Raw genomic sequence first — 22,947 nt, forward strand, 5'->3', positions numbered from 1 at the left:
CGTCCACCTTGGTGTCGTTGGTAAGTTTCAGTGCGGTCTGGAATTCATACTTCAAACCAATATTCAATTTATCGGACGGCGAAATATTCACCCCTAAAATTGGCGTAAAACCGGTTCCGGTTTGCTTGGTATCCACTTCCTGATCTTTCAGCAAAGCCGATTTCTCTTCCAACTCATTGGACGTTGCGTCCAGATAGGTTGCTCCAGCCGTAAAAGTTCCCTGAACCTGCGTAATCTGCATAGCATCAATCTGTGTTTGTGTGACACCCAAACCCATTAATCCCTGCTCAATTTCTGTACGCTGACCGGCAGTGATATAACCTGCTTGTTCCACCTGGTCCAGCGTAGAGCTGCCAGCCCCGTTATCGATTAGTGGTTGCATCCCTGCTGCGGCATCTGAAGCGTTTGTAGCAGCAACACCTACTGAAGAAGAGGCTCCAAGCAAGAATTGCTCGGCATTGGTCATTGAACCGTTTACTTTCAACTGGATATTTGATATGCCCCCGGTGTAAGTGTTTATCGATGGTAAAATGCGAACCCCTCCATAAACTGATACGGCCTCACTAAGTTTGGTCGTGGCTCCCAGCTGAATTCCCCAAAAGACCGAACGTCCTTCGAATTCGATAGCCGCTTGATAACCTGGTTGTACTTCGTATCCAAAAGCAGCCAGTCCTGCCAAAGCTGGCACCAGTTGACCATTTACCTGGGTGGCAATTTTCCCCTCAAATGAAGGGATGCCTTCATCAAAAATGACAGAACCTCCGCCGGCGTTAGGACCCAAGCCAAATGAAAAAGCCCAGTTTTCCTTTTTGTAAACCGCAAAGGCTGTGGGAAAAACCGGAATTTCGAGCTTACCAACAAACTCCTGGTTGTTTAGTGGCGCCGTGGTGGTAATGGTTCGGGTTTGAAACAAGGTTTGGCTATGAAATCCGAAATGAAAACCATTAGCCATTTCCATTACACCAGCTGGATTGAAATAGACTGCATCCAGGTCAGTCGAAGCATTGCGGGAAAGCATGCGAATGTATTGAGCACTCTGATTCGCGTTGGTTAACAAGCCTCCTGCAAATACCGATTGTATGAACAAAAAGCATACAACGGTTAGTAAAGTTGTTCTCTTCATCACAATTTAAAGATTAGTTGCAGGCAACAAAAGTAAATTTTTTTCCCTCCCAGCAATGGGTTCATGCTGTACATCAGCTAGATACTGGACATCAGACCAAAAAAGTCTTTTGGTCGAAACAGTTGCCTTGCCATAGAAAATAATGATAATCAATGGTTTTTAAGAATCACAACCAATGTGTTTAGATGAAATGTGAAGAGAAAAGATGCTATTTATATTAATTCTATATAATTGGAGCAAAACAAAAAAGGGACCGTGCGATCCCTTCTTGTTTTGTAATTTGTTCCGTTTTTTTCTTTTGGAAAACACATTCTGTCGACTGGAACTACCTTAAAATGACACATCATACAACCCTTCACCGTCCTTTAAGAACTGGGTGACACTAATATCTGTCATGGGGTGTTGAATCAATTGCAGCAACAGTTCAGGACTGATGGTAGCCGAATGAGAGCCATTCATGCTTACGCGGTAGATTTGGTCAACTGTTTTAAAACTGGCAGCCAGCACTTTTGTGTCCAGTTTATATTCGTTCATATTTCGTGCGATATCGCGCACTACCTCGATTCCATGCGATGAAATATTATCCAGACGGCTTACGTAAGGTGCCACGAAATCGGCACCTGCCTTTGCGGCAACCAACGCTTGCTGCTGGGTGAAGATAGCCGTTGCAGTAACATTCATTCCGCTTTCCTTGAGCAGTCGCATGGCCTTGTAACCTTCAGCAATTACCGGAATTTTGGCGTAGAAATTATCGCCCAGATCGAAGTACGACTTGTACTTTTTCGCTTCTTTCACCATTTCTTTTGCCGTAGTACTAATCAACTGCACATGGATCATTCCGTCGCCGACAATCCGGGAAACTTCCTCTACAGCTTCAGACAGTTTCATACCCGATTGCTTCAGGATTGTTGGATTAGTGGTTATCCCTTCCAAAGGGAAAAAATCATACAACTCTTTTAAAGCCGAAAGATCGGCTGTATCTGCCATGTAAATCATAGTGCTCTGTTATTTTAGATAAGAAGATGCCAGATAAAAGATAGGAAGACAGACGACGAAAATCATGCGACACTGAATCTGATGTCTATAATCTAATATCTTTTTGTCTTTTGTCTGGCATCTTTCTCTGTACGTTTAAACTTCTTCAGCATTTGCCAAAAGATACTCTTCTGCCTCAACCGACCAAAGCCCGTTGTGGTGTTTACAAATTTCATCCAGCTTGGCGTAGAATGGATCCGTTTTCCCTTTCTCTTCAAATTCGCTGATGGCTGTCAGAGGAAAGTTTTTATGCGTGTAAATCAGTTTCTTTCCCCCCGGAACGTTTGGCAAATTGAGTGTCGTATCAATCACAGCATTCAGCCCGCCAATGTGCGTCACCAGCCCGGCAGGATCCAGCCCTTTCCCAAACATTTCGAGCGACTCGACCATATCGTCGTTATTACCGCCCGAAGTACCTACAATGTGGGTATACGCATAGTGGACATTGTAAAAATTCAGTTTTGCGCTGAATTCCGGATTGGCTGGACCGGCAAAGAAATTCAAACATCCGTCATGCCCCAAAATAGCGTCACCTTGTTCAATAACGGCTGGAACCGGAGCAAAAACAAACACATCGTTGTAGCCTTCTCCGCCGGTCAGTTCGCGCAGTTTCGCTACCGGGTCTCCGCCACCAGTATTCAAATAGATCAGTTCAATGCCTTTCGACTTGGCCCATTCGGGTGAATAAATCGAGGCTGCCCGGTCCAGACGCGCCTGATCAATGTCGGTGACCACCATAAGCGAAGGTTTGCGGTCTTCGCGCATAATCACATAGTTGATGGCTGCCAGTCCCATAGGGCCAACGCCGGCAAGGATCGCCATTTTACCACCTTCCACAATTTCCATGTCGTGCTTATACGAACCAGGCGTGGTGTGGTAATTGGCATGCATAGCACCAATCACACAGCTCAGTGGCTCGGCCAGCGACGCGGGGTAGTAGCCCGGGCCTTCGTATGCCAACAAGCAATCCTGCACCAGCACATCTTTCGGAATAATCACATAAGTGGCATCGCCACCAATGTACTGGTACGAATAGCCGGGAGCGCTCAGCACCCCAACCGGCCCGTCGTTGTAATAAATAGCCGGCTGAATGGAAAACTTCTGCCCGGCTTTGAATTTGTGTTGCCATTTGGCGCCCACCTCAACCAACTCACCGGCAAACTCATGCCCGATTAAAATGGGTTTTTCGGCCACATCATCCGGAACCCGTTTGTGATCGGTTCCTTGCGTTGCGGCTTTATATGACGACATGCAAATGCTGTCAGACACTACTTTTGCCAATATCTCATCTTCTTTGATTGCCGGAAGTTCAAATTCTTCCAGTCTCAAGTCTTTTTTTCCGTATAAACGAACTGCTTTTGTTTTCATATTTTTTCTCTTTCCTTTATATAAACCTGAAAAGGTTGTGCTCCTATTTCAACATATTTTGTCCGCCGGTAACAGGAACAGCCTGTCCTGTTTCGTATTCCTGTTCCATGACATAAAAGATGGCGCGCATCACGTCAAGCGGTGTGCATCCGCGGCCGGCCGGAACCTGCGCTTCGTAAAAATGTTTTACCTCTTCCAGTGTTTTGGCGCCGGGCACTTTTCCGGCGCGCAAGTACTGAACAAATAAGCCATTCTCCGGATCGGCCCACAGCGGCCCGTCAAAAAAGTTACCCGGGCAAATTGAATTGACCTTGATTTTATAGGGCATCAGCTCCAAAGCGAATGACTGGGTCAGCCCAATACCGCCGAACTTTCCGCCCGCGTAAGCAAAGTTCTTGTTGCTTCCTTTCAAACCCGACTTGGAATTGATTTGAATGATATCTGCAAAATGATCCGGCCTAAATTTGTTCTGCAACTTCATCACAGCCGATGCATACTTGGAACAAATAAAGTAGGCCGAATAGTTCACCTTGGTCATCAAGTCGAATGTTTCAGGTGTCATCTCATCCAAGCCCCCGGCACGTAAAATCCCGGCATTGCTGATAAAGGTATCCAAGCCCCCAAAATTAATCACTGTTTCACGAACCAGGTTTTCCACCGATTCAGCCTTCGACACATCCGCCTGAACAAATAGGGCTCTGTTTTTACGCTTCACCGCGTTTAGGGTGTCGGCAAACTCCTGCCCTTTTTCGGCGTTCAAATCGGCAATGACCACATTGGCGCCATGGTCCATCAAATGCTCCACGATTCCAGCGCCAAAACCCTGGGCCCCACCCGTTACGATTATCACTTTGCGATCCGCACGTCCGGCTGTTCCACCCAGCGAAATTTTGGAACGGTACTGCTCCACCTCCCAGCTTTCGATAAAGGCGATCTGTCCGGGAGTCATCGGGTGCTGTCCGCCAAACGATTTGGCAAATTGCGCAATCCGGCAATGATCGGTCACTACATCCACAAGTATTTCAGCGCCCTCGGCATGGTCGGCAATGACCAAAACACCCAAACCGCTCGCAAAAATAACTTTGGGCAGTTTGCCTTTTTCTTGTTCGTATTGGTTAATCTTTTGCTGAATGTCTTTCAGAAAAGCTTCCGCACCGCCGTTAAATTCAGCATAAACAAAAGCCGAATTGGCGTACACAATGCCATCGGGGGTAAATGGAATTGAAATAGCTGGTAGGTTTTCCTTTTGCAAGTATTGGTCCAAAAGGGTTGTACTGGCCAGACGAACAGTTTTCACAGATTCTTTGGACACCATCATCCGGACAGCCGGAAGTATCTGATCTGCGATTGGATTGACTGGCAAGGGTTCATTAGAAGGTTCTGCACCATAAACGGCATCCAGCTTTTCGTCAATCATTTTATACCTTGAATGAATTTCCTCTACCGAGTTTCCGCCAACAAATACGCCGTGGTTCTGCAGAAAGATGATAGCAGGTTCTATACCTTTTTTCCGCCGGTAATTGAAAACCGCCTTTTCAACCACTTTAAACAGGATGTAGCCCGGATCTTCATAAGCGATGTAAATCACCTCGTCCCCAAACAGCTCCGCCGTTTTTTCCGCAGCCTGCTCGCTGCACATCAAGCCGTTTACCTTGGTTGAATGCGTGTGTACCACCAGCGAAAAATCAATCAGGTTGTGAAACGATGTTTCCACCGAGGGCCGCTGTCCCTTTTCGGGTTCTACTCGGCTCTTCATCAGATCTTTTACGATTTCCTCTTCGCGTTTCAGCGGATCTTCCGAATAGGTTTTGCTTGTAATTTCATCCAACTGTGAACGATCCAGCTTCGCAAAACCGGATTCGCCAATTGTGGCCAAACTAAAACCGCTGGCTTTCACCCAAAGGTATTGATCGTTTTTATACGAAGTATTTCCACCACCGGCCAGCACATAATCTTTTTGCTTGCCGTAAAACTGCGATACTTCAATGAGGTCTCTTAATCCTTGTTCCATCTTTTTAAATTTCAAATTCCAAACTTCAAGGCGACTGCGCTTCGTCAAGCCCTATCCTGTTCGCTAAGACTCAATTTATTCAACAAAGTTTTTAATGACAGCATTTCCGAGTTGGACGAACTCATCGCGCCGTTCAAGTTTGGCTTTTCCGGATGCATCCAAAAAACCTTCCTTTTCTTTTGCCAGCAGATACTGGTGAGCCGCAATAACACAAGCACCTTCGTATCCGATTTTTTTCATCGGATCGCTCAGCTCTTTCCCGTCGCCGCCAAACACTGTTATCGGATCCAACTGCGGAGTGTTGTGCTCGGTTCCGAAGGTGATCAAAAAGCCTTTTTCATTGAAATAATTGACGAATTCTTCCATGATTCCCGGGTTATTTCGTCCCGGAATCAGTTCGAGTGAATACACCTTTTTAGCGATCAGGCTTTCATACAATTGCTGATAGTCGCCTTCAAAATCGGTGAATTCGCCTTTTGGATTATCCAATAGAACCGGATAACACGGAATTCCGCCAGCATGAATGATCAACTCTATGACTTGTTCAAGGCTTAAAAACGCTTTATCATCTTCCGGAACGAAGGCTTTCCCTCCGGATTTCAGCAGGTTGCCGCGAATCTCATTCTCCAGGCCGGCAAAGTCGGCCACTTCCGACTTGGGGGCCTTCCCGCTGAAGATCTTTTCCCAAACCGCGATTTGATTTTCCTCCGAAGGGTATTTTTCAGCAACTGTTTCGCGCAACGCTTTGGAAATGTGCCGTTCGCGGAGCAGGTTCTTGGCGTATTTCGCTTTCATGATATCAAACGAAAAACTAAAATCTTCGTAAATATCTTTTAGCCAGCGGTTCAATTTTTCAATCATCTCGCCCGTTTGCCGGTTGCTTTCATTCTGAACCTGCAACAGTTTACCCATCATCTCCGCATTCAACATGACGGGATATTTCAAGCCTTTTCCGCTGAAATAAGTCCGCCCCGGATTGTTGGGATCGTTAACCCGCACTCCGGCAGCCTGCAAATCTTTTTGCAAAGCCATAAATTCAATGTTGAACAAAGGAAAAATCTGGTATTCTTTGGCCAGCCTGTTAAATTCTTCGTAGCCATCGGTAGTATAAAAGTCGTTGATGCCAAGCACTTTTACCTTTTCGGCCAGCGCCATTTCAAAAACCTGCCGGATTTCGGAGAACGCACTGAATGAATATGGTGTATGAAAATGCCCATTTACCTGAAGCAATTCTTCGCTTCCACTAACGGGTTCGGCCAGCAACTTTCGCTTTTCGGGATATCTGTCAAAAATGGATTCGCTCATCGTCTTTTGCTTTTATTTTTAGGATACGACAAAAGAAGCGAATCGTAGCAAAAAAAGTATCCTTTGGTGTCCTGTATGGAGGAAGGATTGAAGGGATGAATGAGTAAGTTATCGGCAGTTATCAGAGAATACAGGAGGAATCTGATTCGTTAAATACCTGGAGAAGGAGCTATTCAATGCTTTTCCTTTTCGCTTTCTGAATCAAAGTCTCAATGATCCTGAAATCCGTTCGTCTTATTTGTTCAATGATTTCCGTGGCCGATTCTATCAGTCCCTTTTCTTTTGCGACAATCAAGATTCCCAATGTCCCGGTTAGCTTTATTCTCAATTGTTTTGCTTCACCAGCATCCAAAATGATTTCGAATATCTGTTGGTCCTTCTATCTTCAGCATCCTCTATCTCAATAAAATCAGGCAAAGGTCTTCCAAGCTCATCCGCAATAACACCTGTAACGGTAATTTTACCGAACAAAAAAATTCAAGAAGAGAAATTCGACCGATCTTTTCAAGTAATATCAAGCAGCTTGTATCAGATACTATATTCTTTCGCATTTTGAGTATCATTATCCAAGTCGGTGGATGGGTGATCGATTACCGGCCGATCATAATCGGCCAACAATTCCATATACGGTCCTTTTGACAGCCCCACCGATTCCGCGGCTTGTCCTAAAGTAAGCTTGCCCTATTCGTAAAGGCGGGACGAAAGAGGCATTTTTGCTTCCCCATCATTCAAATCGAGCGAATCCGGTATGTTAAGTTGAATGGACTTCATTTAAGATTCTTTATCCAAAGTTATCGAATTGCGCTCAGGATTCCCCGGCTTGTCAAAAAACCCCCGATTCTCTGATTCAAGATTGAGTCCGGCCCGAAAAGTCATCCGATGAATAATTTCGTAAAATGCGGCGATATTTCAATCCTATTAATCAGTTAAATATGGATTCATCGGATGACTAAAACAACTTTACTTCCCAAAATAAATCACAAACTTCTCATCCGACTCCTTTTTGAGCCAGTGACGGCAATTCAGGCTTAAGGATTTATCAATTAGTGGAGCCGGGATGAAGGGCGCAATGACTTCGAGCAGCTCGCCGTCGCCCAGCTTTTTGATCGCTGAAAGCACTTCATGCACCGGCTGTTCTCCGGCGTGTAGCATGTCGCGAATATCAATGGAGTTGACCACCCTCTTCTCACTATACCAATCCGGGCGATCGGTTTGGTATTGCGTTTCGGTTACGGAAAGTTCTCTAATGTTTTCCTGTCCAATTTCCTTGCGCAGCGTGTTGACCAACTCTTCCACATTCAACCCGCCAATGGTAGCGGCCTGGTTCAAAGTAGTAATCTTGGTGATGGTGCGGCGCAAGACTGGATTCTTCAGCTTTTTAAACTGTGGAGCCATCCCGATCAACACATCTTCCAGTTGCGGGTAGGACTGCAACAAATCGTAAATCTTGGTTTTGGGTGTAATCACAAGCTTTTCCATAATTATCCTTCGTTTTGATCGGTGTACGACAAAATCCGCTGTTCGCCCTCGAGCTTGCGTAGCTCAGTCAAATCCTGAGACACTTCAAGTGTTCCCAAATATTCGCCATTTTCATCACGAAGCGCGAAATATTCAATATGAATAAACTTGCCTTTCATTTGAATCCAGAACGGTGCATGCGAGGCCTTGCCGGATTTGAAATCTTCCAGAATTTTCTCGATAATGTGAACGCTTCCCGGCGGGTGACACAGGCGGACATCGCGGTTGATGATGGAACGGCTGCGGGTGAAAATCCGGTGTTTACCCTGGGTGAAATATTTCACCTTATCGTTTTTGTCTACAAAAGTCATGTCGGCCGAGACGGTATTCAGAATCGCCATGATTTCCGGGGCCGTAAAACTACCCGACGGCAGCTGAATGGTTCCATTGCCGGCTGCGCTTGTTGCGGCCTGCTGATCCATCGCTGTAGTGTCCAGACCTTCGGGCTTCCATTCCACCTGCGGATCGTACAGGGCAAAACCGATTTCAATGGTTTGCCGGTGAATGTTCCACCATTCTTCGGTTGTCAGCAAATCCATACACATCGGGAACAGGATTTCCTCTTCTTTAGAGGTCATATCCTTTACGCCTTTCAGCGCCGGAATAAACAACAGCTCCAGCGAATCCTGCAAGTCATGTTTCTTGAGCCCGGGCGTCCGAAGGATTTCAATGCAGCCTTTCAGCTGGTCGCGAATCTCATCGTGTTTACCCCACATCACCTTGGGCGGCCCGGTAATCTCGTTCTTTTCGAGGAAAGGAAAAACCAGGTATTCCTTGCGCTGGTAATGCTTGTCCACGTCCATCAATTCGTTGAAACAGCCCTGTAACATCAGCACATATTCGCGAAAATCGGATTCACCCACCTCGGAAATCCGACTCAGCAAATCGCCGGCTTTTTCGCACACACTCACCAACTCTTTATTTTCCTGAAGAAAAACATCTACCGGATGGCCTTCAGGAATTGTCTGCGCGGCACTGGTATCAATGTGCCCGTCCAACACTTCGCCGTGAATATCGCACAATTTCAGCACTTCCTGCTCGGGCAATCCTTCCTGAATCAGCTCCTGCTCCACCTCAACCACTTCGCCGTACGGAATGTGTTTCAAAGTTGCCACTAACTCGGCCCGTACTTTGGCAGCCGACTCTCCATCATGAAGTTTCAGGATGAGTTCTTTTAACCGTTCTTTCCGGTACCGGGAATTATTAATGAGTTCACTCATACTATTCTTTTTAAACTGTTCTTATTTTTTTTTGAATGAAAGCCGGAGTCATCGACTTTAGTACTTTCAACTTTTTTTCATCGCTTTTGTTGACGTGTTGTCAGGCATTTTCGGTGCAATACAGCTCTATAGTATTGATATGATGCTCCTTTTCTAGTTCGGAAAGCAAGCTGGCAACGACCGAGTTTTTAGCCAACTGACACAAATCGGCCTTGCTCAAGTTCAAAGCTTCTGCCGAAGCCAGGTAGTTCTCGTTGACATAGCCTCCAAAATAGGCAGGATCATCCGAGTTGATAGTGACTAACACCCCATGATCCATCAGTTTTTTCAGTGGATGGTTTTCCAGCTTGTCGACGGCCCGAAGTTCGAGATTGGACAACGGGCAGACCGTCAGCGGAATCTGCTTCTGGGCGAGTTCAGCAACTAGAAATTCATCCTGGATGGAGGAAATGCCGTGATCAATGCGGATAGTCTTCAACAAGTCAATGGCATCCTTTACAAACGATGCCGGGCCTTCCTCGCCCGCATGGGCAACCGTGAGGAAACCTTCTTTACGGGCTTTGGCAAACACGCGCTCAAACTTAACCGGCGGATTGCCTTTTTCCGACGAATCGAGCCCCACCCCCACTATCAGATCTTTATAATCCAAGGCTTCTTCCAGCGTTTGAAAAGCCGCCGCTTCATCCAGATGGCGCAGAAAGCACATGATCAGTTTGCTGCTGATGCCCAGTTTATCACGGGCATCTTGCAACGCCCGGTTGATGCCGTTGATGACCGTGGCAAACAGAACGTCCCGTGACGTATGCGTCTGCGGGTCAAAGAAAATTTCGGTGTGCACCACGTTTTGCTCTTTGCATTTCAGTAAATATGCCCAGGTGAGTTCGTAAAAATCCCGCTCCTCAAGCAATACATTGGCTCCTTCGTAATACAAATCCAGGAATTCCTGCAGGTTGGAAAAATTGTAGGCTTTCTTCAGTTCCTCAACCGACTGGTATTTCAGTTGAATTTGATTGCGTCTGGCCAATTTAAAAAGCAACTCAGGCTCCAGGGTTCCTTCAATGTGCAGGTGCAATTCGGCTTTCGGCAAACCACTTATGAATTCAGATAATGTTGTCATGATAGCTTTTTTATACTCAAAGTTCCGATTCTTTCTAAAATAATCAGCCCTTGCCCGGCTAAAAATTCTGCATCCCAATCCTTCAGTCAATCCGATAGCAGGTTGCAACAATTTGCGCCACATGAATTTGTGTGGTATTTAAAAACGGAATGCCCAAATAGCTTTCCTCCGTAAACATGATCGGAAACTCGGTGCATCCCAAAATCAGCGAATCAATGCCATCACGATCGATCATTTTTTGAACGATGTCAAGCATCAATTGCTTGGTTTCCTCCTTGAAAATGCCCAGCTCCAGTTCCTTGAAGAGCTTTTCGTTGATCATTTCCCGCTCATCGGGTTGCGGAATCACGATGTCGAGACCAAATTTCCGAAATGCGTCGGGGTAAAAGCCACCTTCCATCGTAAATTTCGTTCCAATCAGGCCGGGACGTTTCAAGCCTAAAGCCCGGGTTTTTTGCGCACACGAATCGACTATGCTGATCAACGGAATGGACACCTTGCGCTGAATTTCATCAAACAGCAGGTGCGGTGTATTGGCGCTCATAGCTGCAAAATCCACCTCAGCATGAGCCATTTTGTTGATGCAAGTGGCCAGGTAGTTCGACGCCACTTCGTACTTCTCATTCTCCAGCAGCGCGATAAACCGATCCATATTGACGCTGTAGATCACGATTTCCGGATAACTCAGACTGCCGTCGTTGTTCCGTTTATTCACGCTTTTTATGATTTCTTTATAATAATCGACTGTGGCCTCCGGGCCCAGTCCGCCGAGTATTCCAATCGTTTTCATATCTCTGTATTTTTATTGTTGATAGTTTCGTTGCATTGTAAAACCCAACACGACCAGTGACACCACCTTGATGACTTCGGCCAACCCATAGAAAAGATGAGCCAGCGATTCAGCGGGCTCCCGCCCCGCAATGATCAGGTCGGCCCGTTGGTTCAACTCCGGCAAAAACCAGAAGGTCTGCAAGCTCAGTATACCCAGTAGGGTGAAAAATAAAATGGCAGAAGCCCTTCGGATAATCTGCAACCGCCTGAAACTAAAAATGACCCAAAAAATGAATAAACCCAGCAAAACCCATTCGATCCGGTTCATGGCCGTAAACACCAGTTTCCCAATCCCCAGACCCAGGGGCAGGGTAATTCCGGGCCCTTTAAACTTGAGCCATGCCTCCAGAAAACTGATGGCGCTGACAAATCCGGCCCAGAAAACTAAGATAAACGATGCAACAAGCCTTTTCTTCATACGCAACCTGGCTGATTAAAATGATTGAACAGACAAAAGCCTTTTTGAGGACCTTAACATCCTTTTATTGAAAATTGTTTTGACCAAAATTGCGATTGCAATAAAAGCAAACTGTCGCAATCATATAAAAAGCCAGTAAACCATTGCCCGAAGAGGCAAGCCCAGAGAAAAGATCCGCTGGACCGTGGAGCAAGAAAAAGGTCACGATCAACTGAGCAGAACTTCTTCTGCTACTTTCCCTGTCCTTTGAAATAGTCTTTTTTTTCGGCAAACAACACATTGAAAGTCGTCAGGCTGCCATAAGCCCGCGTGATGTATTGTTGCAGGTGAATGCGATCTTCATCGTCGAGTTTGGGATGGCTGTTGATGTTTTGTTCCAACACGCGCAGGCGATCGCGCAGCATCACAATTTTGCGGAAAAACGCTTCCATCGGCACCTCTTTCGCCTGTAATTCCGGGTTGGCTGGTTTCATTTCCAGAAGGCCCCCTTTCCACTTATCAGCTATTTTAACCACATGTGTAATGCCCTGGTATTTGTCCATCACAAAAGTGATGACTTCCTCGATTTCTTCCAGTGACAATCCCGTGCGCGGCTCTGTTTCCGGGGCTTCCACCACTTCCAGGTCGGGATTGTACTTACTCATTTCGGACTTTCCACCCCGCTCAAAAAAGATCTCATAAATTGTCAGGTGCGAGCGGGCAATAATGCCTTCGCCGTACACCGGGTGCATAACTCTTGTTCCTACTGCCAGTTCGTTCATATTCGTTGATTTTATTTCGAACTTGAAAATAGGAAAATCGCGGGGAATTGCAATAAGGCAAGAAAGGGAAAATAAATGAAGGACATTCTTAGATTAGACAAATTTTGGTTGGCGGACGGAGCGCTCACTTATGACCGTTAGCATTCCTTCAAATCTTATTTTTTTAACATCAAATAATTCCAGTAGATATTTCCCTTGCTCATCTGGTCTATAATTATTCCACCTCAAATAAACCACCCCTGCTTCCGGGCAATATCCTTTTTTAAAAATTAATTCTCCATAATCCCGATCAAAAGTCAAAATTAGGCGACGCTCTTTGATTGCCAGATCAATAACTTCATAGTCAAATATTCCAGAGAAATCAACACCAATGGCTTTGATATCAAATCCTGCTGACCTTATAATTTCGACACCCGCTAAAGGGAAATTTTCATTTGCTAGCAATTTTATCATGCAGACCTCAGTGGTTTGTTAAACATTAATCCATCCTTCAAACCTTCCTGAATGTATATAAAAATGGCCTGCAAATCATTTGTCAATCTCGGATAATTATCAAGAATTTGCTGTTCGGTCCATCCGGATGCAAATAAATTGATGACATGCTCAACCGAAAGACGCGTACCCTTAATCACTGGCTTTCCCACCAAAACTTCTTCATTGACTTCTATCTGATCCTTCCAATCCATAAACACAAAGGGATAACTTTCAGTAAGACAATTAGAACAATCAAGTTCAAATTTGCCCTTGATATAAATCCCAAACAGGAAAAATCAGGTCATAATTATTCCAATTTAGATTACCATCCAAAATCTGAAAATCTTTAAAAAGTGACTCTTTTTGATATTTCTTGATAAATGGATGATGAGAATTTATTAAAAATGACTTGAAATCAACGAGTCTTTCTTTCCCATCAGAAAATTTTATTCTTACAGCAAAATCGCCAATATACTTCGCCGACTCTACTCTTATCGTTTCGGCCTGATAGGGTATCTGATAATCTTCTACAATCTTCATCTCAACAGACTATTTATCTTTTCAAACTCAACATCCTTATGATATACGAAATAGTCTAGCCATTTCTCAACGATTTTGTTCGCATCGGCGTTCAAAAATCTTTAAAATTATTCAACTGCCTCCCAGTTAAAGGCTTCTGTCCTTTAACCAAAGTAATTCTAATTTCTACAATTTCGCCATCCTCAATTTAGAATTCAGCCTTACTTTCAAACTCCCCTTTTCTGGCATGGACATGAATTGGTTCATATTCATTGGAATAGAAAAAAACGAATAATATTCATCTATTTTGGGCATTTTATCAACGTTACACGAAACTACCAAATGGTTTTTCCACGTCAAGGCATAAACCTTCTCCAACTGCATACGGACCACTAATCAGGTACTTTACAGTCCCCGGATCTGAATACAAATAAAAAGCCCCATGCCGTCGGGAGCATGGAGCTTTTATAGTATGATGGAAAAAAGAAAAACTTAAACTCCCAACTTATTCCTTCGGATCTGCTCTGCTTCGGAGAAATTGCTTTTCACCACATGCCCTTTCAGCGGAACAATCTTTTCGTGAATGGCATCGATGATCCAGTCTGCTTGCGGGAAGAACGCATCTTCCAGCTCGTAAGCCGGCGTAATCCAGTTGCGCGAACCCACCACCACCGGTGGAGCATCCAACTCGTCAAAAGCCAGTTCAGTTATGGTCGAAGCCATTTCTTTCATAAACGAACCACGGGCCGTGGCATCGCCGGCAATCACAATCCGACCGGTCTTCTTCAACGACTCAATAACAGGTTCGTAGTTGAATGGCACCAGCGAACGGGCATCGATCACCTCGGCACTCATACCATATTTTTCCTGCAACTGATCGGCTGCTTCCAGCACACGGTAGAGTGTTGCCCCAATACTCAGGATGGTCACGTCGGTTCCTTCGCGTTTTACGTCAGGTTCGCCAAATGGAATCTCGTAGTAAGCTTCGGGTACGCCACCTTCGTGAAACTGCTCGCCAATGTCGTAAATGCGCTGGCTTTCGAAGAAGATTACAGGGTCAGTTCCCTGCAAGGCTGCATTCATCAAACCTTTAGCATCGTAGGGGGTAGCTGGAAAGACCACTTTCAAGCCCGGAATGTGCGCGGGCAAAGCAGTCCAGTCCTGCGAGTGCTGGGCGCCGTATTTCGACCCCACGGAAACACGCAACACTACCGGCATCTTGATCACGTTTCCACTCATTGCCTGCCATTTCGGCAACTGGTTGAACACCTCATCACCCGAGCGTCCCAAGAAGTCGCAATACATGATCTCAGGAATCACGCGTCCACCGCACATGGCATAACCAATCGCTGTTCCCACAATCGATGCTTCCGAAATGGGAGAATTGAACAGACGATGATATGGCAACGCTTCGGTCAATCCGCGGTAAACGGCAAAAGCGCCACCCCAGTCGCGGTTTTCTTCACCATAGGCAATCAGGGTTGGATCTTTATAGAACCGGTCAACGATCGCCTCGAACAGGCCATCACGCAAACCGTATTGTTTAATTTTTGAAAACGGTTTACCGTCTTTGTCGAAGGCAAAACGCTCTTTGGTTTTCAGTTGTTTCACCCTCGGATTTTCTTCCATCGGATGATTCACTTCGGGCTCGCGACCAGCTTCCATACTGTCCACCGGAGCGTTGGAAAACATCATCTCGCCAATTAACTCAGGATATTTTTCCATATCCATGAGTGGCGACACCTGATCGTCGATCGCCAACTTCAGCCCCCAGGTGATTAACTCTGTATTATTGGAATGAATACTTGTCAATTCCTCTTGCGTAGCAATTCCCGCATCCATCAGTTCCTTTCCGAACCAGATGATGGAATCCACGGCCTGCCAGGCTTCAATTTCTTCTTTTGAACGATAGGAAGAGGCATCGGATGGTGAGTGTCCGCTAAAACGGTAGGTTAATACATCCAGCAATACGGGACCCCGCTTTTGTTTCAGAATTTCGCGTTTGCGCATGTAAGCGTCAATCACCGCCAATGGGTTGTAGCCATCCACACGCTCGGCATGCATTTGGTCGGCATTCAATCCGGCACCAATTCGGGCAGCCACTTTGTAACCGGCCGTTTCTCCACAGGTTTGTCCACCCATACCATATTGGTTGTTCATGATGTTGATGATCAGCGGCAGTCCGCCTTTCATATCACCTTCCCACAATTGGTTGAACTGGTCCATCGTGGCAAAGGTCAAACCTTCCCAAACCGGGCCGCAAGCCATTGAAGCATCGCCGATGTTGGCCACCACGATGCCGTCTTTGCGATTTACCTTTTTGAAGAGCGCTGCACCCACAGCAATGTCTCCCGAACCACCAACAATGGCATTGTTCGGATATACTCCAAACGGCGTGAAGAACGCGTGCATTGATCCGCCCAGCCCGCGGTTAAAACCGGTTTCGCGGGCAAAAATCTCGGCCAGCGTTCCATAGATCAAAAAGCGAATGGCCAGTTCCTTCGTGGTTCCATTGAAATTGGCTTTTACCGGAGCAAAGGTTTTGCCATCGAAATGGTTTTCCATCACCTCGGTCAGTTGCGCATCTGTCAGTTTGTGAATGGCCGACAAGCCTTTGGCTAAAATCTCGCCATGCGAACGGTGCGAACCGAAGATGAAATCCTCAACACCTAAAGTGTAGGCCATTCCCACGGCGGCCGCTTCCTGCCCGATAGACAAGTGAGCCGGCCCCGGATGGTTGTAGGCAACACCATTGTATTCGCTTTTGATTTTGATTTCATTCAACATGGTTTCAAACTCACGAATCACCACCATGTCGTGATAAATACGAAGAAAATCGTCTTTGGAGAAATTGGCTTTCTCCTCCTCAATACTTTTGTTGTATTGATTAACAGGAACTGGCTTGAAGGTCACTTCACCAGCTTTCCTGACTTCCATTGGATCAATAAATTGTACTTTTGGCATTTCTGTATGTATTTTATAATTTTTTCTCTTTCAACACAAAGTCACGAAATCACAAAAAATTTTTATTTCAGGTATCTTTGCGCCTTCGTGTTTGTCTAAAACGCGAATATGGTTTCTTTAATGATTTCGCTGACCGTTGGGTGCGGAAAGACAATTTCTTCCACATCCTGCACGCGCAGTTGGGCTTCGATGAGGGCGCAGGCACCCCATATCATTTCGGAGCAAGCTCCGCCAACCATGTGAACGCCTAGTATTTCCTTGTACTTCTTTCCAACAATCACCTTACAAAAGCCGTCTTTGCCTTCGTTTTCGGCTATGAAACGGCCGGCATAAGCCATCGGTAACTGGCGTACTTCCACTTCAATTCCTTTTTCCTTGGCCGCTGCTTCGGTTAACCCAACGCCAGCAATTTCAGGATGCGTGTAAACCACACCTGGTATGGCATTGTATCGCATCACATCTTTCCGGCCCAGCATGTGGTTTACAGCCACTTCGCCTTCGCGGCTGGCTGTATGCGCCAACAGGGAGAACCCCGTAACATCGCCGGCGGCATACACATTGGGAATATTGGTCCGGCAATGCTGGTCAATTTTTATTCCGCGCGGAGTGAATTCTACACCAATATTTTCCAGTCCGATGCCCTCGACATTGGCTTTGCGGCCAACCGAAAGCAGCACTTCTTCGCCGGAAATTGATTGCACCTGCCCGTCTTTTTCAAAGATGACTTCCTTCCCTTTCAGCTCCGTTACCTTCGCATTCAAATGGTAGTCGATGCCGCGTTTGGTAAATTCCTTGCGTACAAACGCGGCAATATCTTCATCAACGCCGGTCAGTATTTCAGGCAACATTTCAATCACCGTCACTTTTGTTCCCACGGCATTGAAAAAATCGGCAAACTCGGTCCCAATCACGCCACCACCAATAATTACCAGACTTTCGGGCAGTTCTTTTAACTGAAGGATTTCACGGTTCGTGGTCACGATCTTTTTGTCCAATCCCAAAATGGGAGGAACGGCTGCCTCCGAACCGCTACAAATCAGCAGACGACTGGCCTGATAGTCTTTACCATCGGCAGTCAGCGTAATCACGTCGCCACGCTTCTCTTTAATAACGGCCTCAGCCATCACCACTTCGGCATTGATGTGCTTCATTTTGGCGCCAACGCCCGAAACGAGTTTGCGCACCACTTTATCTTTGCGCTTCATAATCTTAGCAAAATCAACCGAAATAGTCGATTCAATGTTGATTCCATATTTGGCAGCTTCCTGGGCATTCTCCAACACTTTGGCCGAATTCAAGAGCGTCTTGGTCGGGATGCAGCCTTCATTGAGGCACACCCCTCCCAATGCTCTTTTGTCAAAAATTACTACGCGCATTCCTTTTGCTCCGGCGCGCTCGGCTGCAACGTATCCGGCGGGACCACCGCCAAGAATAGCTATATCGAATTTGTTACTCATTGTCTGTATGCTAGATGTTAGATATTAGATTGCAGATGTTTGATCACGAGATCAAGCATCAACAATCTCCGTCTTTTATATGCTCAGGGTTTCAATTTGCTCTTTAATTTCTTTCAGGAACAGAGTGGCTTCTCCTCCATCCAACGCCTGGTGATCGTAGGTCAACGACAGGCCCATCATCGGAACAAATCCATATACGCCATCGCCCAAATCTTTCGGACGGGGAACAATCGTACACACACCCAAAATAGCCGTTTGTGGCAAATTAATAACCGGAGTAAACATCTCCACACCATAATTTCCGAGGTTGGAAACGGTAAAGCTGGCCGCTTCGGGCTTCAGCAACTCCGGATCAATATTTCCTTTTCGGCATTGCCCTGCTACGGTCGACAACTGAGAAGAAAGCCCTTCAATAGAAAGATCATCGGCATTTTTAACCGCCGGAACCATCAGGCCGCGTTCAGTGTCAACCGCCAAGCCCAGGTGTACTTTTTTGAACCAGCGCATGCTGTCGCCGATAAAATGGGTGTTGACCTGCGGATATTTCTTCAGCGCTTTGATTACGGCGAAGCAAACCAAATCATTGATGGTAATGTTTTGGGAAACTTCACCTGCTTCCAATTTCTTTTTGAATGACTTGCGCAGTGCCATGATCTGCCTCGCATCGGCACTCATGTGGTGGGTAAGCTGAGCCGAGTTCTGTAACGACTGGTGCATGGCTTTAGCGATCAACTTGCGCATGTTGGTGAGCTTTTTTACTTCGAAGTCGTCACCATACACCGGATTGTAAGTCACCAGGTTTTCGGCAGCCACGCGCCCTCCGATTCCGGTAACTTTTTCACCAGCGGCCAAACCTTCTGCTTGTGCTTTTTCCTGAGCCAACGGCGTCATTTTTGGTGAGGACTCGGCTGCCACTTCAATGTCTTGTGCAATGATGCGCCCGTGGGGTCCCGACCCCTGAACCTTCTCATAAGAAACGCCCAGCTTTTCTGCCATAACTTTGGCCCGGGGAGAAATTTTGGTTTTGCCTTCGTGCTTTTCGACAACAACAGTCGATTCTTTGTCTTCAACCGGAGCAGATTCCACAACCGGAGCGGTTTCTTCAGAAACTGCTGCCGCCTCACCTCCGGGACGGAACTCATCCACATTTTCACCACTTGTACCCAAAACAGCAACGTTGGTTAACACAGGGACTTCATCCCCTTCGTCATAAAAAACGACCAACAATTCGCCATCTTCCCTGGCTTCTTCTTCAAACGAAGCCTTATCCGTTTCGTAGGAAAACAAGAGATCTCCTGCTTTCACCTGATCACCGACTTGCTTGTACCATTCTCCTATGATGCAAGTCTCAACAGATTGCCCCTGGCGAGGCATAATTACCGGAATAGCCATATCCTTTTATTTCACTTGTTAATACATTTATTTTATATCAACCATTCATGAGGCCGCCCAAACGCAGCAATGAAGGGCACTATTAAATTTCAGGCTGTAAACTTACATCATCCAACTTGTATTTACAAGTTACTAATAGGAAATTAATATTTTTTCTTACTTTTGAGCATCATTTAGCGATCTTATGACCGAAGGAAACAGATTACCACAGTATAAAAAACTATACGAAACGCTTCGTCGGCACATTCTATCCGGGGTGTACGAAGAAGGGAGCTTACTACCCTCAGAGAATGAACTGTGCACCGTTCATAACATGACCCGCCCAACGGTTCGGCATGCTTTGGAAGCTTTGGTACAGGACGGATTCATCTATAAAAAACAGGGAAAAGGCAGCATTGTACAAAAACCACCGCAGGATATCGGCATTTTGTCAATCTCGGGAACATCATCGGCTATTGGAAAGCAATACCTGCAAACGCAGATTCTCCAAAAACCGAAAATAAAAGCCTGGCCAAAGCCCTTCAACTTTGATCTTTCAGAAGCCGAAGAAGATTTTGGGTGCATCTATATGGAACGGCTCCGCTTTGTGAACGAATACCCGGTTTTTTACGACATCAACCACATTCCCAACATCAACCTTCCGCGATTTACCAGCCGGACGTTTGAAGACAAATCGCTGTTTGAAATTTTGCGCAACGGCTACCAGGTTGAAATTAAAGGAGGTGAACAAAAGCTGAAAGCCATTAAGGCGGATGACAAAATCGGGAAACTCCTGAGAATCAAAAAAGGCGATCCGGTACTTTACATGGAGCGCAAACTTTCGACCAACCGCGAAGGCTTTCACATCTATTCCACCATCTACTTTAATTCGGAGAAGCACGCCATTTTTGGAAATTTCTAGCTTCAAAACGGCCTGCCATAAAAGAAGAAAGGTGGATATCCGTGCATCCACCCCTAGCTGCACATAAATCTCTTGAGAAGAGACTGGATATCCACCAAAAACCCTTGACCACAAAGTTAATCAGATTTTTATAAAATCTTAACTATTCTACAACAGCTAAAAAAAATCAGAATCCTCCTGCAAAATGACTAACATTCAGGGTTTACATCTAAGAAATCTCACCCAAAAAAACTAATTTTCAATGGAATAATCAATCAAAAACCCACCACCATCACGACACGCCAACCAACGCATCAATATTTATTCACGATCACTGCATAAATATCCGCCGATTTCTTTTAATGCTTTCTAAATCAGTAAAAAATTTTAATCTTTGTGCCCCTAAAACAGAACTTTTAAAGAATAAAAATCACACTATGAAGGTTTTAAAATTTGGTGGTACATCAGTTGGAAGCGTTGAAAACATGAATGCTGTGATGCAGCTGATTACCGATGGAGAAAAGAAACTGGTTGTGTTGTCTGCCATGTCGGGCACAACCAATGCTTTGGTCGAAATAGCAGATTATTTACACAAAAAGAATAAAGACGTCGCGCGCTCTCAGATCGGCAAGCTGGAAGCCAAATACAAAGAAGTGGTTTCTGAACTTTTTAAAGCGGAACCACGCAAGCAAGAAGGCCAAAAAATTATTAAGAAGAGTTTTGACACCATCCGTAAACAGGCTTCGGGCACATTCAGCCTAATCAAAGAACAGGTTATCCTTGCGCAGGGGGAGTTAATTTCTACAGCACTCTTCACCCAGCTAATGCTTGAAAACGGCTACAAAACCAAACTGCTGCCAGCACTCGATTTCATGCGTATTGACGCTGACAAATCAGCCGACCTGCACGCCATTACCAAAAACATTGAAAAAGTGCTGGAGGAAATGGGTGAAGCAGATTACTACATCACCCAAGGATTTATCTGTCGGAATGACAAGGATGAAATCGACAACCTGCAACGCGGTGGTTCGGATTACACCGCTTCGCTGATTGGCGCCGCAATTAATGCAGAAGAAATTCAAATCTGGACCGACATTGATGGTTTTCACAACAATGACCCTCGCTATGTGAGCAACACCAAAAAGATCGAACGCCTGTCTTTTAACGAAACCGCCGAGCTGGCGTACTTTGGCGCTAAAATTTTGCATCCACAAACCGTGCTTCCGGCTAAGCTACACAACATACCCGTCCGCCTGAAAAACACGTTGAACCCAACCGACAGCGGCACGCTGATTACTGCAGAAACCAGCGGAAGCGGAATTAAAGCCGTTGCTGCCAAAGACGGAATTACGGCAATCAAAATTCGATCGGACCGCATGTTAATGGCCTATGGCTTTTTGAAAAGTGTTTTCGAAATCTTTGAGTTCTTCAAAACACCGATAGACATGATTTCAACATCGGAGGTGGCCGTATCGTTAACAATCGACAATACCAGCAAACTGAAGGATATTGTCAAGGAATTAAAGGAGTATGGCGAAGTGCAGGTTGATGAAGAACATACCATCATCTGTATTGTTGGCGATATCATTGGAGAAGAACGTGGATTTGCGGGCAAAGTATTTGACGCACTCGAAGGTATTCCGATCCGGATGATCTCATACGGAGGAAGCCGCTACAACATTTCAATATTGGTTCCAACTTCATTCAAACAAAAAACATTGCAGGCAATTAGCGATAATCTGTTAGAAAGCTGAGATCATCAAGCCTAAGAAGCCTGATCACGCTTTTTATTGATTATCAGGAATAAGAAAAAGGAGGCATAACGCATTTATTTTTGAATTAATTTTTTTTGCCGCAAAAATAAATATACATTTGCCATTCACATTTTTATTTTAATACTGATTATGAACATTTTTGTAGGAAACCTCAATTACTCTATCACTGAAGATGATATCAAAGAAATCTTTGAGGAGTATGGTGAATTAACTTCTGTTAAGTTGATCACTGACAAATTTACTGGAAGAAGTAAAGGTTTTGGATTCGTTGAAATGGCTGATGCTGATGAAGCGAAAAAAGCTATTGAAGAACTGAATGGCGCTGAAGTCGAAGGTCGTTCTATGGTTGTTAATGAGTCTATCGAGAAAAAGAGAGACAACAACCGTGGTGGCGGCGGCGGTGGCTTCCGTGGCGGCAACAACCGTGGCGGTGGCGGCGGTTATGGCCGTAGAGACAACAATTTCAGATCAAACTACTAATTCAGGAGCTTGATTATGAAGGGTACTGTAAAATGGTATGATGCAACCAAAGGTTTTGGATTTATCCTGACCGAGGACAACAAAGATATCTTTGTGCACCGTTCTGGTTTAGCTGATGCCTATGCTGGTCTGGAAACAGACGAGACGGTAGAATTTGAAATTGGACAAGGAAACAAAGGTCCAATTGCAACGAACGTAACTAAAGTAGATTAATTCTGAAATTGGAGCGGGTACTTTTCTAAGTCGGCTCCTTCAATTAACGATATTTACAACTACTTGTATTATTAAAAGCCTGGCTT

Annotated in this window: 21 protein-coding genes; 4 read left to right on the top strand and 17 right to left on the bottom strand. The window is 45.4% G+C overall.

From position 1 onward, the window contains the following. The 17 genes from AAC033_RS10085 to AAC033_RS10165 form a co-directional block, all read right to left on the bottom strand. On the bottom strand, nt 1–1,123 hold a 1,123-nt coding region (locus AAC033_RS10085), incomplete at its 3' end, for a hypothetical protein (RefSeq protein WP_339737650.1). A 330-nt stretch (nt 1,124–1,453) separates the two neighbouring features. Next, the gene (locus AAC033_RS10090) at nt 1,454–2,119 is read right to left on the bottom strand and encodes a transaldolase family protein (protein ID WP_339737652.1); all 666 of its coding nucleotides are present in this window, start codon (nt 2,117–2,119) and stop codon (nt 1,454–1,456) included. A gap of 135 nt (nt 2,120–2,254) precedes the next feature. After that, the gene (locus AAC033_RS10095; protein WP_339737654.1) at nt 2,255–3,526 is read right to left on the bottom strand and encodes a zinc-binding dehydrogenase; all 1,272 of its coding nucleotides are present in this window, start codon (nt 3,524–3,526) and stop codon (nt 2,255–2,257) included. A 43-nt stretch (nt 3,527–3,569) separates the two neighbouring features. Beyond that, complete coding sequence (locus AAC033_RS10100) at nt 3,570–5,537, bottom strand: SDR family NAD(P)-dependent oxidoreductase (protein WP_339737656.1); 1,968 nt, start codon at nt 5,535–5,537, stop codon at nt 3,570–3,572. A gap of 75 nt (nt 5,538–5,612) precedes the next feature. Further along, on the bottom strand, nt 5,613–6,842 hold the full coding sequence (locus tag AAC033_RS10105) for a hypothetical protein (RefSeq protein ID WP_339737658.1): 1,230 nt from the start codon (nt 6,840–6,842) through the stop codon (nt 5,613–5,615). A gap of 960 nt (nt 6,843–7,802) precedes the next feature. Then, entirely contained in the window at nt 7,803–8,321 is a 519-nt protein-coding gene (locus AAC033_RS10110) for a DUF1858 domain-containing protein (RefSeq protein ID WP_339737660.1), read from the bottom strand. Between the two features lie 2 nt (nt 8,322–8,323). After that, on the bottom strand, nt 8,324–9,580 hold the full coding sequence (locus tag AAC033_RS10115) for a DUF438 domain-containing protein (RefSeq protein ID WP_339737662.1): 1,257 nt from the start codon (nt 9,578–9,580) through the stop codon (nt 8,324–8,326). A 100-nt stretch (nt 9,581–9,680) separates the two neighbouring features. Then, a complete protein-coding gene (locus AAC033_RS10120) occupies nt 9,681–10,697 on the bottom strand; it encodes an adenosine deaminase (protein ID WP_339737664.1) in 1,017 nt (338 codons plus the stop codon). 82 nt (nt 10,698–10,779) lie between these two features. After that, complete coding sequence (locus AAC033_RS10125) at nt 10,780–11,487, bottom strand: amino acid racemase (protein ID WP_339737666.1); 708 nt, start codon at nt 11,485–11,487, stop codon at nt 10,780–10,782. A gap of 12 nt (nt 11,488–11,499) precedes the next feature. Then, the gene (locus AAC033_RS10130; protein ID WP_339737668.1) at nt 11,500–11,946 is read right to left on the bottom strand and encodes a hypothetical protein; all 447 of its coding nucleotides are present in this window, start codon (nt 11,944–11,946) and stop codon (nt 11,500–11,502) included. 230 nt (nt 11,947–12,176) lie between these two features. Next, nucleotides 12,177–12,707 (bottom strand): hypothetical protein, encoded by a 531-nt coding sequence (locus AAC033_RS10135; protein ID WP_339737670.1) that lies wholly within the window; start codon nt 12,705–12,707, stop codon nt 12,177–12,179. Nucleotides 12,708–12,800: 93 nt separating this feature from the next. After that, nucleotides 12,801–13,160 (bottom strand): DUF5615 family PIN-like protein, encoded by a 360-nt coding sequence (locus tag AAC033_RS10140; protein ID WP_339737672.1) that lies wholly within the window; start codon nt 13,158–13,160, stop codon nt 12,801–12,803. Further along, a complete protein-coding gene (locus tag AAC033_RS10145; protein ID WP_339737674.1) occupies nt 13,157–13,393 on the bottom strand; it encodes a DUF433 domain-containing protein in 237 nt (78 codons plus the stop codon). The genes AAC033_RS10140 and AAC033_RS10145 overlap by 4 nt, the downstream gene beginning before the upstream one ends. A gap of 46 nt (nt 13,394–13,439) precedes the next feature. Next, on the bottom strand, nt 13,440–13,721 hold the full coding sequence (locus AAC033_RS10150) for a DUF2442 domain-containing protein (protein WP_339737676.1): 282 nt from the start codon (nt 13,719–13,721) through the stop codon (nt 13,440–13,442). A 471-nt stretch (nt 13,722–14,192) separates the two neighbouring features. Then, nucleotides 14,193–16,664 carry a thiamine pyrophosphate-dependent enzyme gene (locus AAC033_RS10155; protein ID WP_339737678.1) on the bottom strand — a complete coding sequence of 824 codons (2,472 nt, stop codon included), beginning with the start codon at nt 16,662–16,664 and terminating at the stop codon, nt 14,193–14,195. 95 nt (nt 16,665–16,759) lie between these two features. Continuing rightward, the gene (gene lpdA / locus AAC033_RS10160; RefSeq protein ID WP_339737680.1) at nt 16,760–18,121 is read right to left on the bottom strand and encodes a dihydrolipoyl dehydrogenase; all 1,362 of its coding nucleotides are present in this window, start codon (nt 18,119–18,121) and stop codon (nt 16,760–16,762) included. A 75-nt stretch (nt 18,122–18,196) separates the two neighbouring features. Further along, on the bottom strand, nt 18,197–19,513 hold the full coding sequence (locus tag AAC033_RS10165) for a dihydrolipoamide acetyltransferase family protein (protein ID WP_339737682.1): 1,317 nt from the start codon (nt 19,511–19,513) through the stop codon (nt 18,197–18,199). 184 nt (nt 19,514–19,697) lie between these two features. Between AAC033_RS10165 and AAC033_RS10170 the strand changes: the two genes are divergently transcribed. The 4 genes from AAC033_RS10170 to AAC033_RS10185 all read left to right on the top strand — a co-directional run bounded on the left by AAC033_RS10170 (nt 19,698) and on the right by AAC033_RS10185 (nt 22,861). Continuing rightward, the gene (locus AAC033_RS10170) at nt 19,698–20,414 is read left to right on the top strand and encodes a GntR family transcriptional regulator (protein WP_339737684.1); all 717 of its coding nucleotides are present in this window, start codon (nt 19,698–19,700) and stop codon (nt 20,412–20,414) included. A gap of 416 nt (nt 20,415–20,830) precedes the next feature. Beyond that, on the top strand, nt 20,831–22,147 hold the full coding sequence (locus AAC033_RS10175; protein WP_339737686.1) for an aspartate kinase: 1,317 nt from the start codon (nt 20,831–20,833) through the stop codon (nt 22,145–22,147). A gap of 150 nt (nt 22,148–22,297) precedes the next feature. Then, entirely contained in the window at nt 22,298–22,648 is a 351-nt protein-coding gene (locus AAC033_RS10180; RefSeq protein WP_339737688.1) for an RNA-binding protein, read from the top strand. A gap of 15 nt (nt 22,649–22,663) precedes the next feature. Then, nucleotides 22,664–22,861 carry a cold-shock protein gene (locus AAC033_RS10185; protein WP_053180365.1) on the top strand — a complete coding sequence of 66 codons (198 nt, stop codon included), beginning with the start codon at nt 22,664–22,666 and terminating at the stop codon, nt 22,859–22,861. Nucleotides 22,862–22,947 lie beyond the last annotated feature (86 nt).

Source organism: uncultured Sunxiuqinia sp., from assembly GCF_963974515.1.
Taxonomy (GTDB): Bacteria; Bacteroidota; Bacteroidia; order Bacteroidales; family Prolixibacteraceae; genus Sunxiuqinia.

What these genes read in the sequence shown, in the direction of transcription:
- AAC033_RS10090 (WP_339737652.1), bottom strand. Translation starts at nt 2,119, where the DNA reads ATGATTTACATGGCAGATACAGCCGATCTTTCGGCTTTAAAAGAGTTG.
- AAC033_RS10120 (WP_339737664.1), bottom strand. Translation starts at nt 10,697, where the DNA reads ATGACAACATTATCTGAATTCATAAGTGGTTTGCCGAAAGCCGAATTG.
- AAC033_RS10150 (WP_339737676.1), bottom strand. Translation starts at nt 13,721, where the DNA reads ATGAAGATTGTAGAAGATTATCAGATACCCTATCAGGCCGAAACGATA.
- AAC033_RS10095 (WP_339737654.1), bottom strand. Translation starts at nt 3,526, where the DNA reads ATGAAAACAAAAGCAGTTCGTTTATACGGAAAAAAAGACTTGAGACTG.
- AAC033_RS10175 (WP_339737686.1), top strand. Translation starts at nt 20,831, where the DNA reads ATGAAGGTTTTAAAATTTGGTGGTACATCAGTTGGAAGCGTTGAAAAC.
- AAC033_RS10140 (WP_339737672.1), bottom strand. Translation starts at nt 13,160, where the DNA reads ATGATAAAATTGCTAGCAAATGAAAATTTCCCTTTAGCGGGTGTCGAA.
- AAC033_RS10170 (WP_339737684.1), top strand. Translation starts at nt 19,698, where the DNA reads ATGACCGAAGGAAACAGATTACCACAGTATAAAAAACTATACGAAACG.
- AAC033_RS10130 (WP_339737668.1), bottom strand. Translation starts at nt 11,946, where the DNA reads ATGAAGAAAAGGCTTGTTGCATCGTTTATCTTAGTTTTCTGGGCCGGA.
- AAC033_RS10165 (WP_339737682.1), bottom strand. Translation starts at nt 19,513, where the DNA reads ATGGCTATTCCGGTAATTATGCCTCGCCAGGGGCAATCTGTTGAGACT.
- AAC033_RS10110 (WP_339737660.1), bottom strand. Translation starts at nt 8,321, where the DNA reads ATGGAAAAGCTTGTGATTACACCCAAAACCAAGATTTACGATTTGTTG.
- AAC033_RS10185 (WP_053180365.1), top strand. Translation starts at nt 22,664, where the DNA reads ATGAAGGGTACTGTAAAATGGTATGATGCAACCAAAGGTTTTGGATTT.
- AAC033_RS10180 (WP_339737688.1), top strand. Translation starts at nt 22,298, where the DNA reads ATGAACATTTTTGTAGGAAACCTCAATTACTCTATCACTGAAGATGAT.
- AAC033_RS10125 (WP_339737666.1), bottom strand. Translation starts at nt 11,487, where the DNA reads ATGAAAACGATTGGAATACTCGGCGGACTGGGCCCGGAGGCCACAGTC.
- AAC033_RS10115 (WP_339737662.1), bottom strand. Translation starts at nt 9,580, where the DNA reads ATGAGTGAACTCATTAATAATTCCCGGTACCGGAAAGAACGGTTAAAA.
- AAC033_RS10100 (WP_339737656.1), bottom strand. Translation starts at nt 5,537, where the DNA reads ATGGAACAAGGATTAAGAGACCTCATTGAAGTATCGCAGTTTTACGGC.
- AAC033_RS10105 (WP_339737658.1), bottom strand. Translation starts at nt 6,842, where the DNA reads ATGAGCGAATCCATTTTTGACAGATATCCCGAAAAGCGAAAGTTGCTG.
- AAC033_RS10145 (WP_339737674.1), bottom strand. Translation starts at nt 13,393, where the DNA reads ATGGATTGGAAGGATCAGATAGAAGTCAATGAAGAAGTTTTGGTGGGA.
- AAC033_RS10155 (WP_339737678.1), bottom strand. Translation starts at nt 16,664, where the DNA reads ATGCCAAAAGTACAATTTATTGATCCAATGGAAGTCAGGAAAGCTGGT.
- lpdA (WP_339737680.1), bottom strand. Translation starts at nt 18,121, where the DNA reads ATGAGTAACAAATTCGATATAGCTATTCTTGGCGGTGGTCCCGCCGGA.
- AAC033_RS10135 (WP_339737670.1), bottom strand. Translation starts at nt 12,707, where the DNA reads ATGAACGAACTGGCAGTAGGAACAAGAGTTATGCACCCGGTGTACGGC.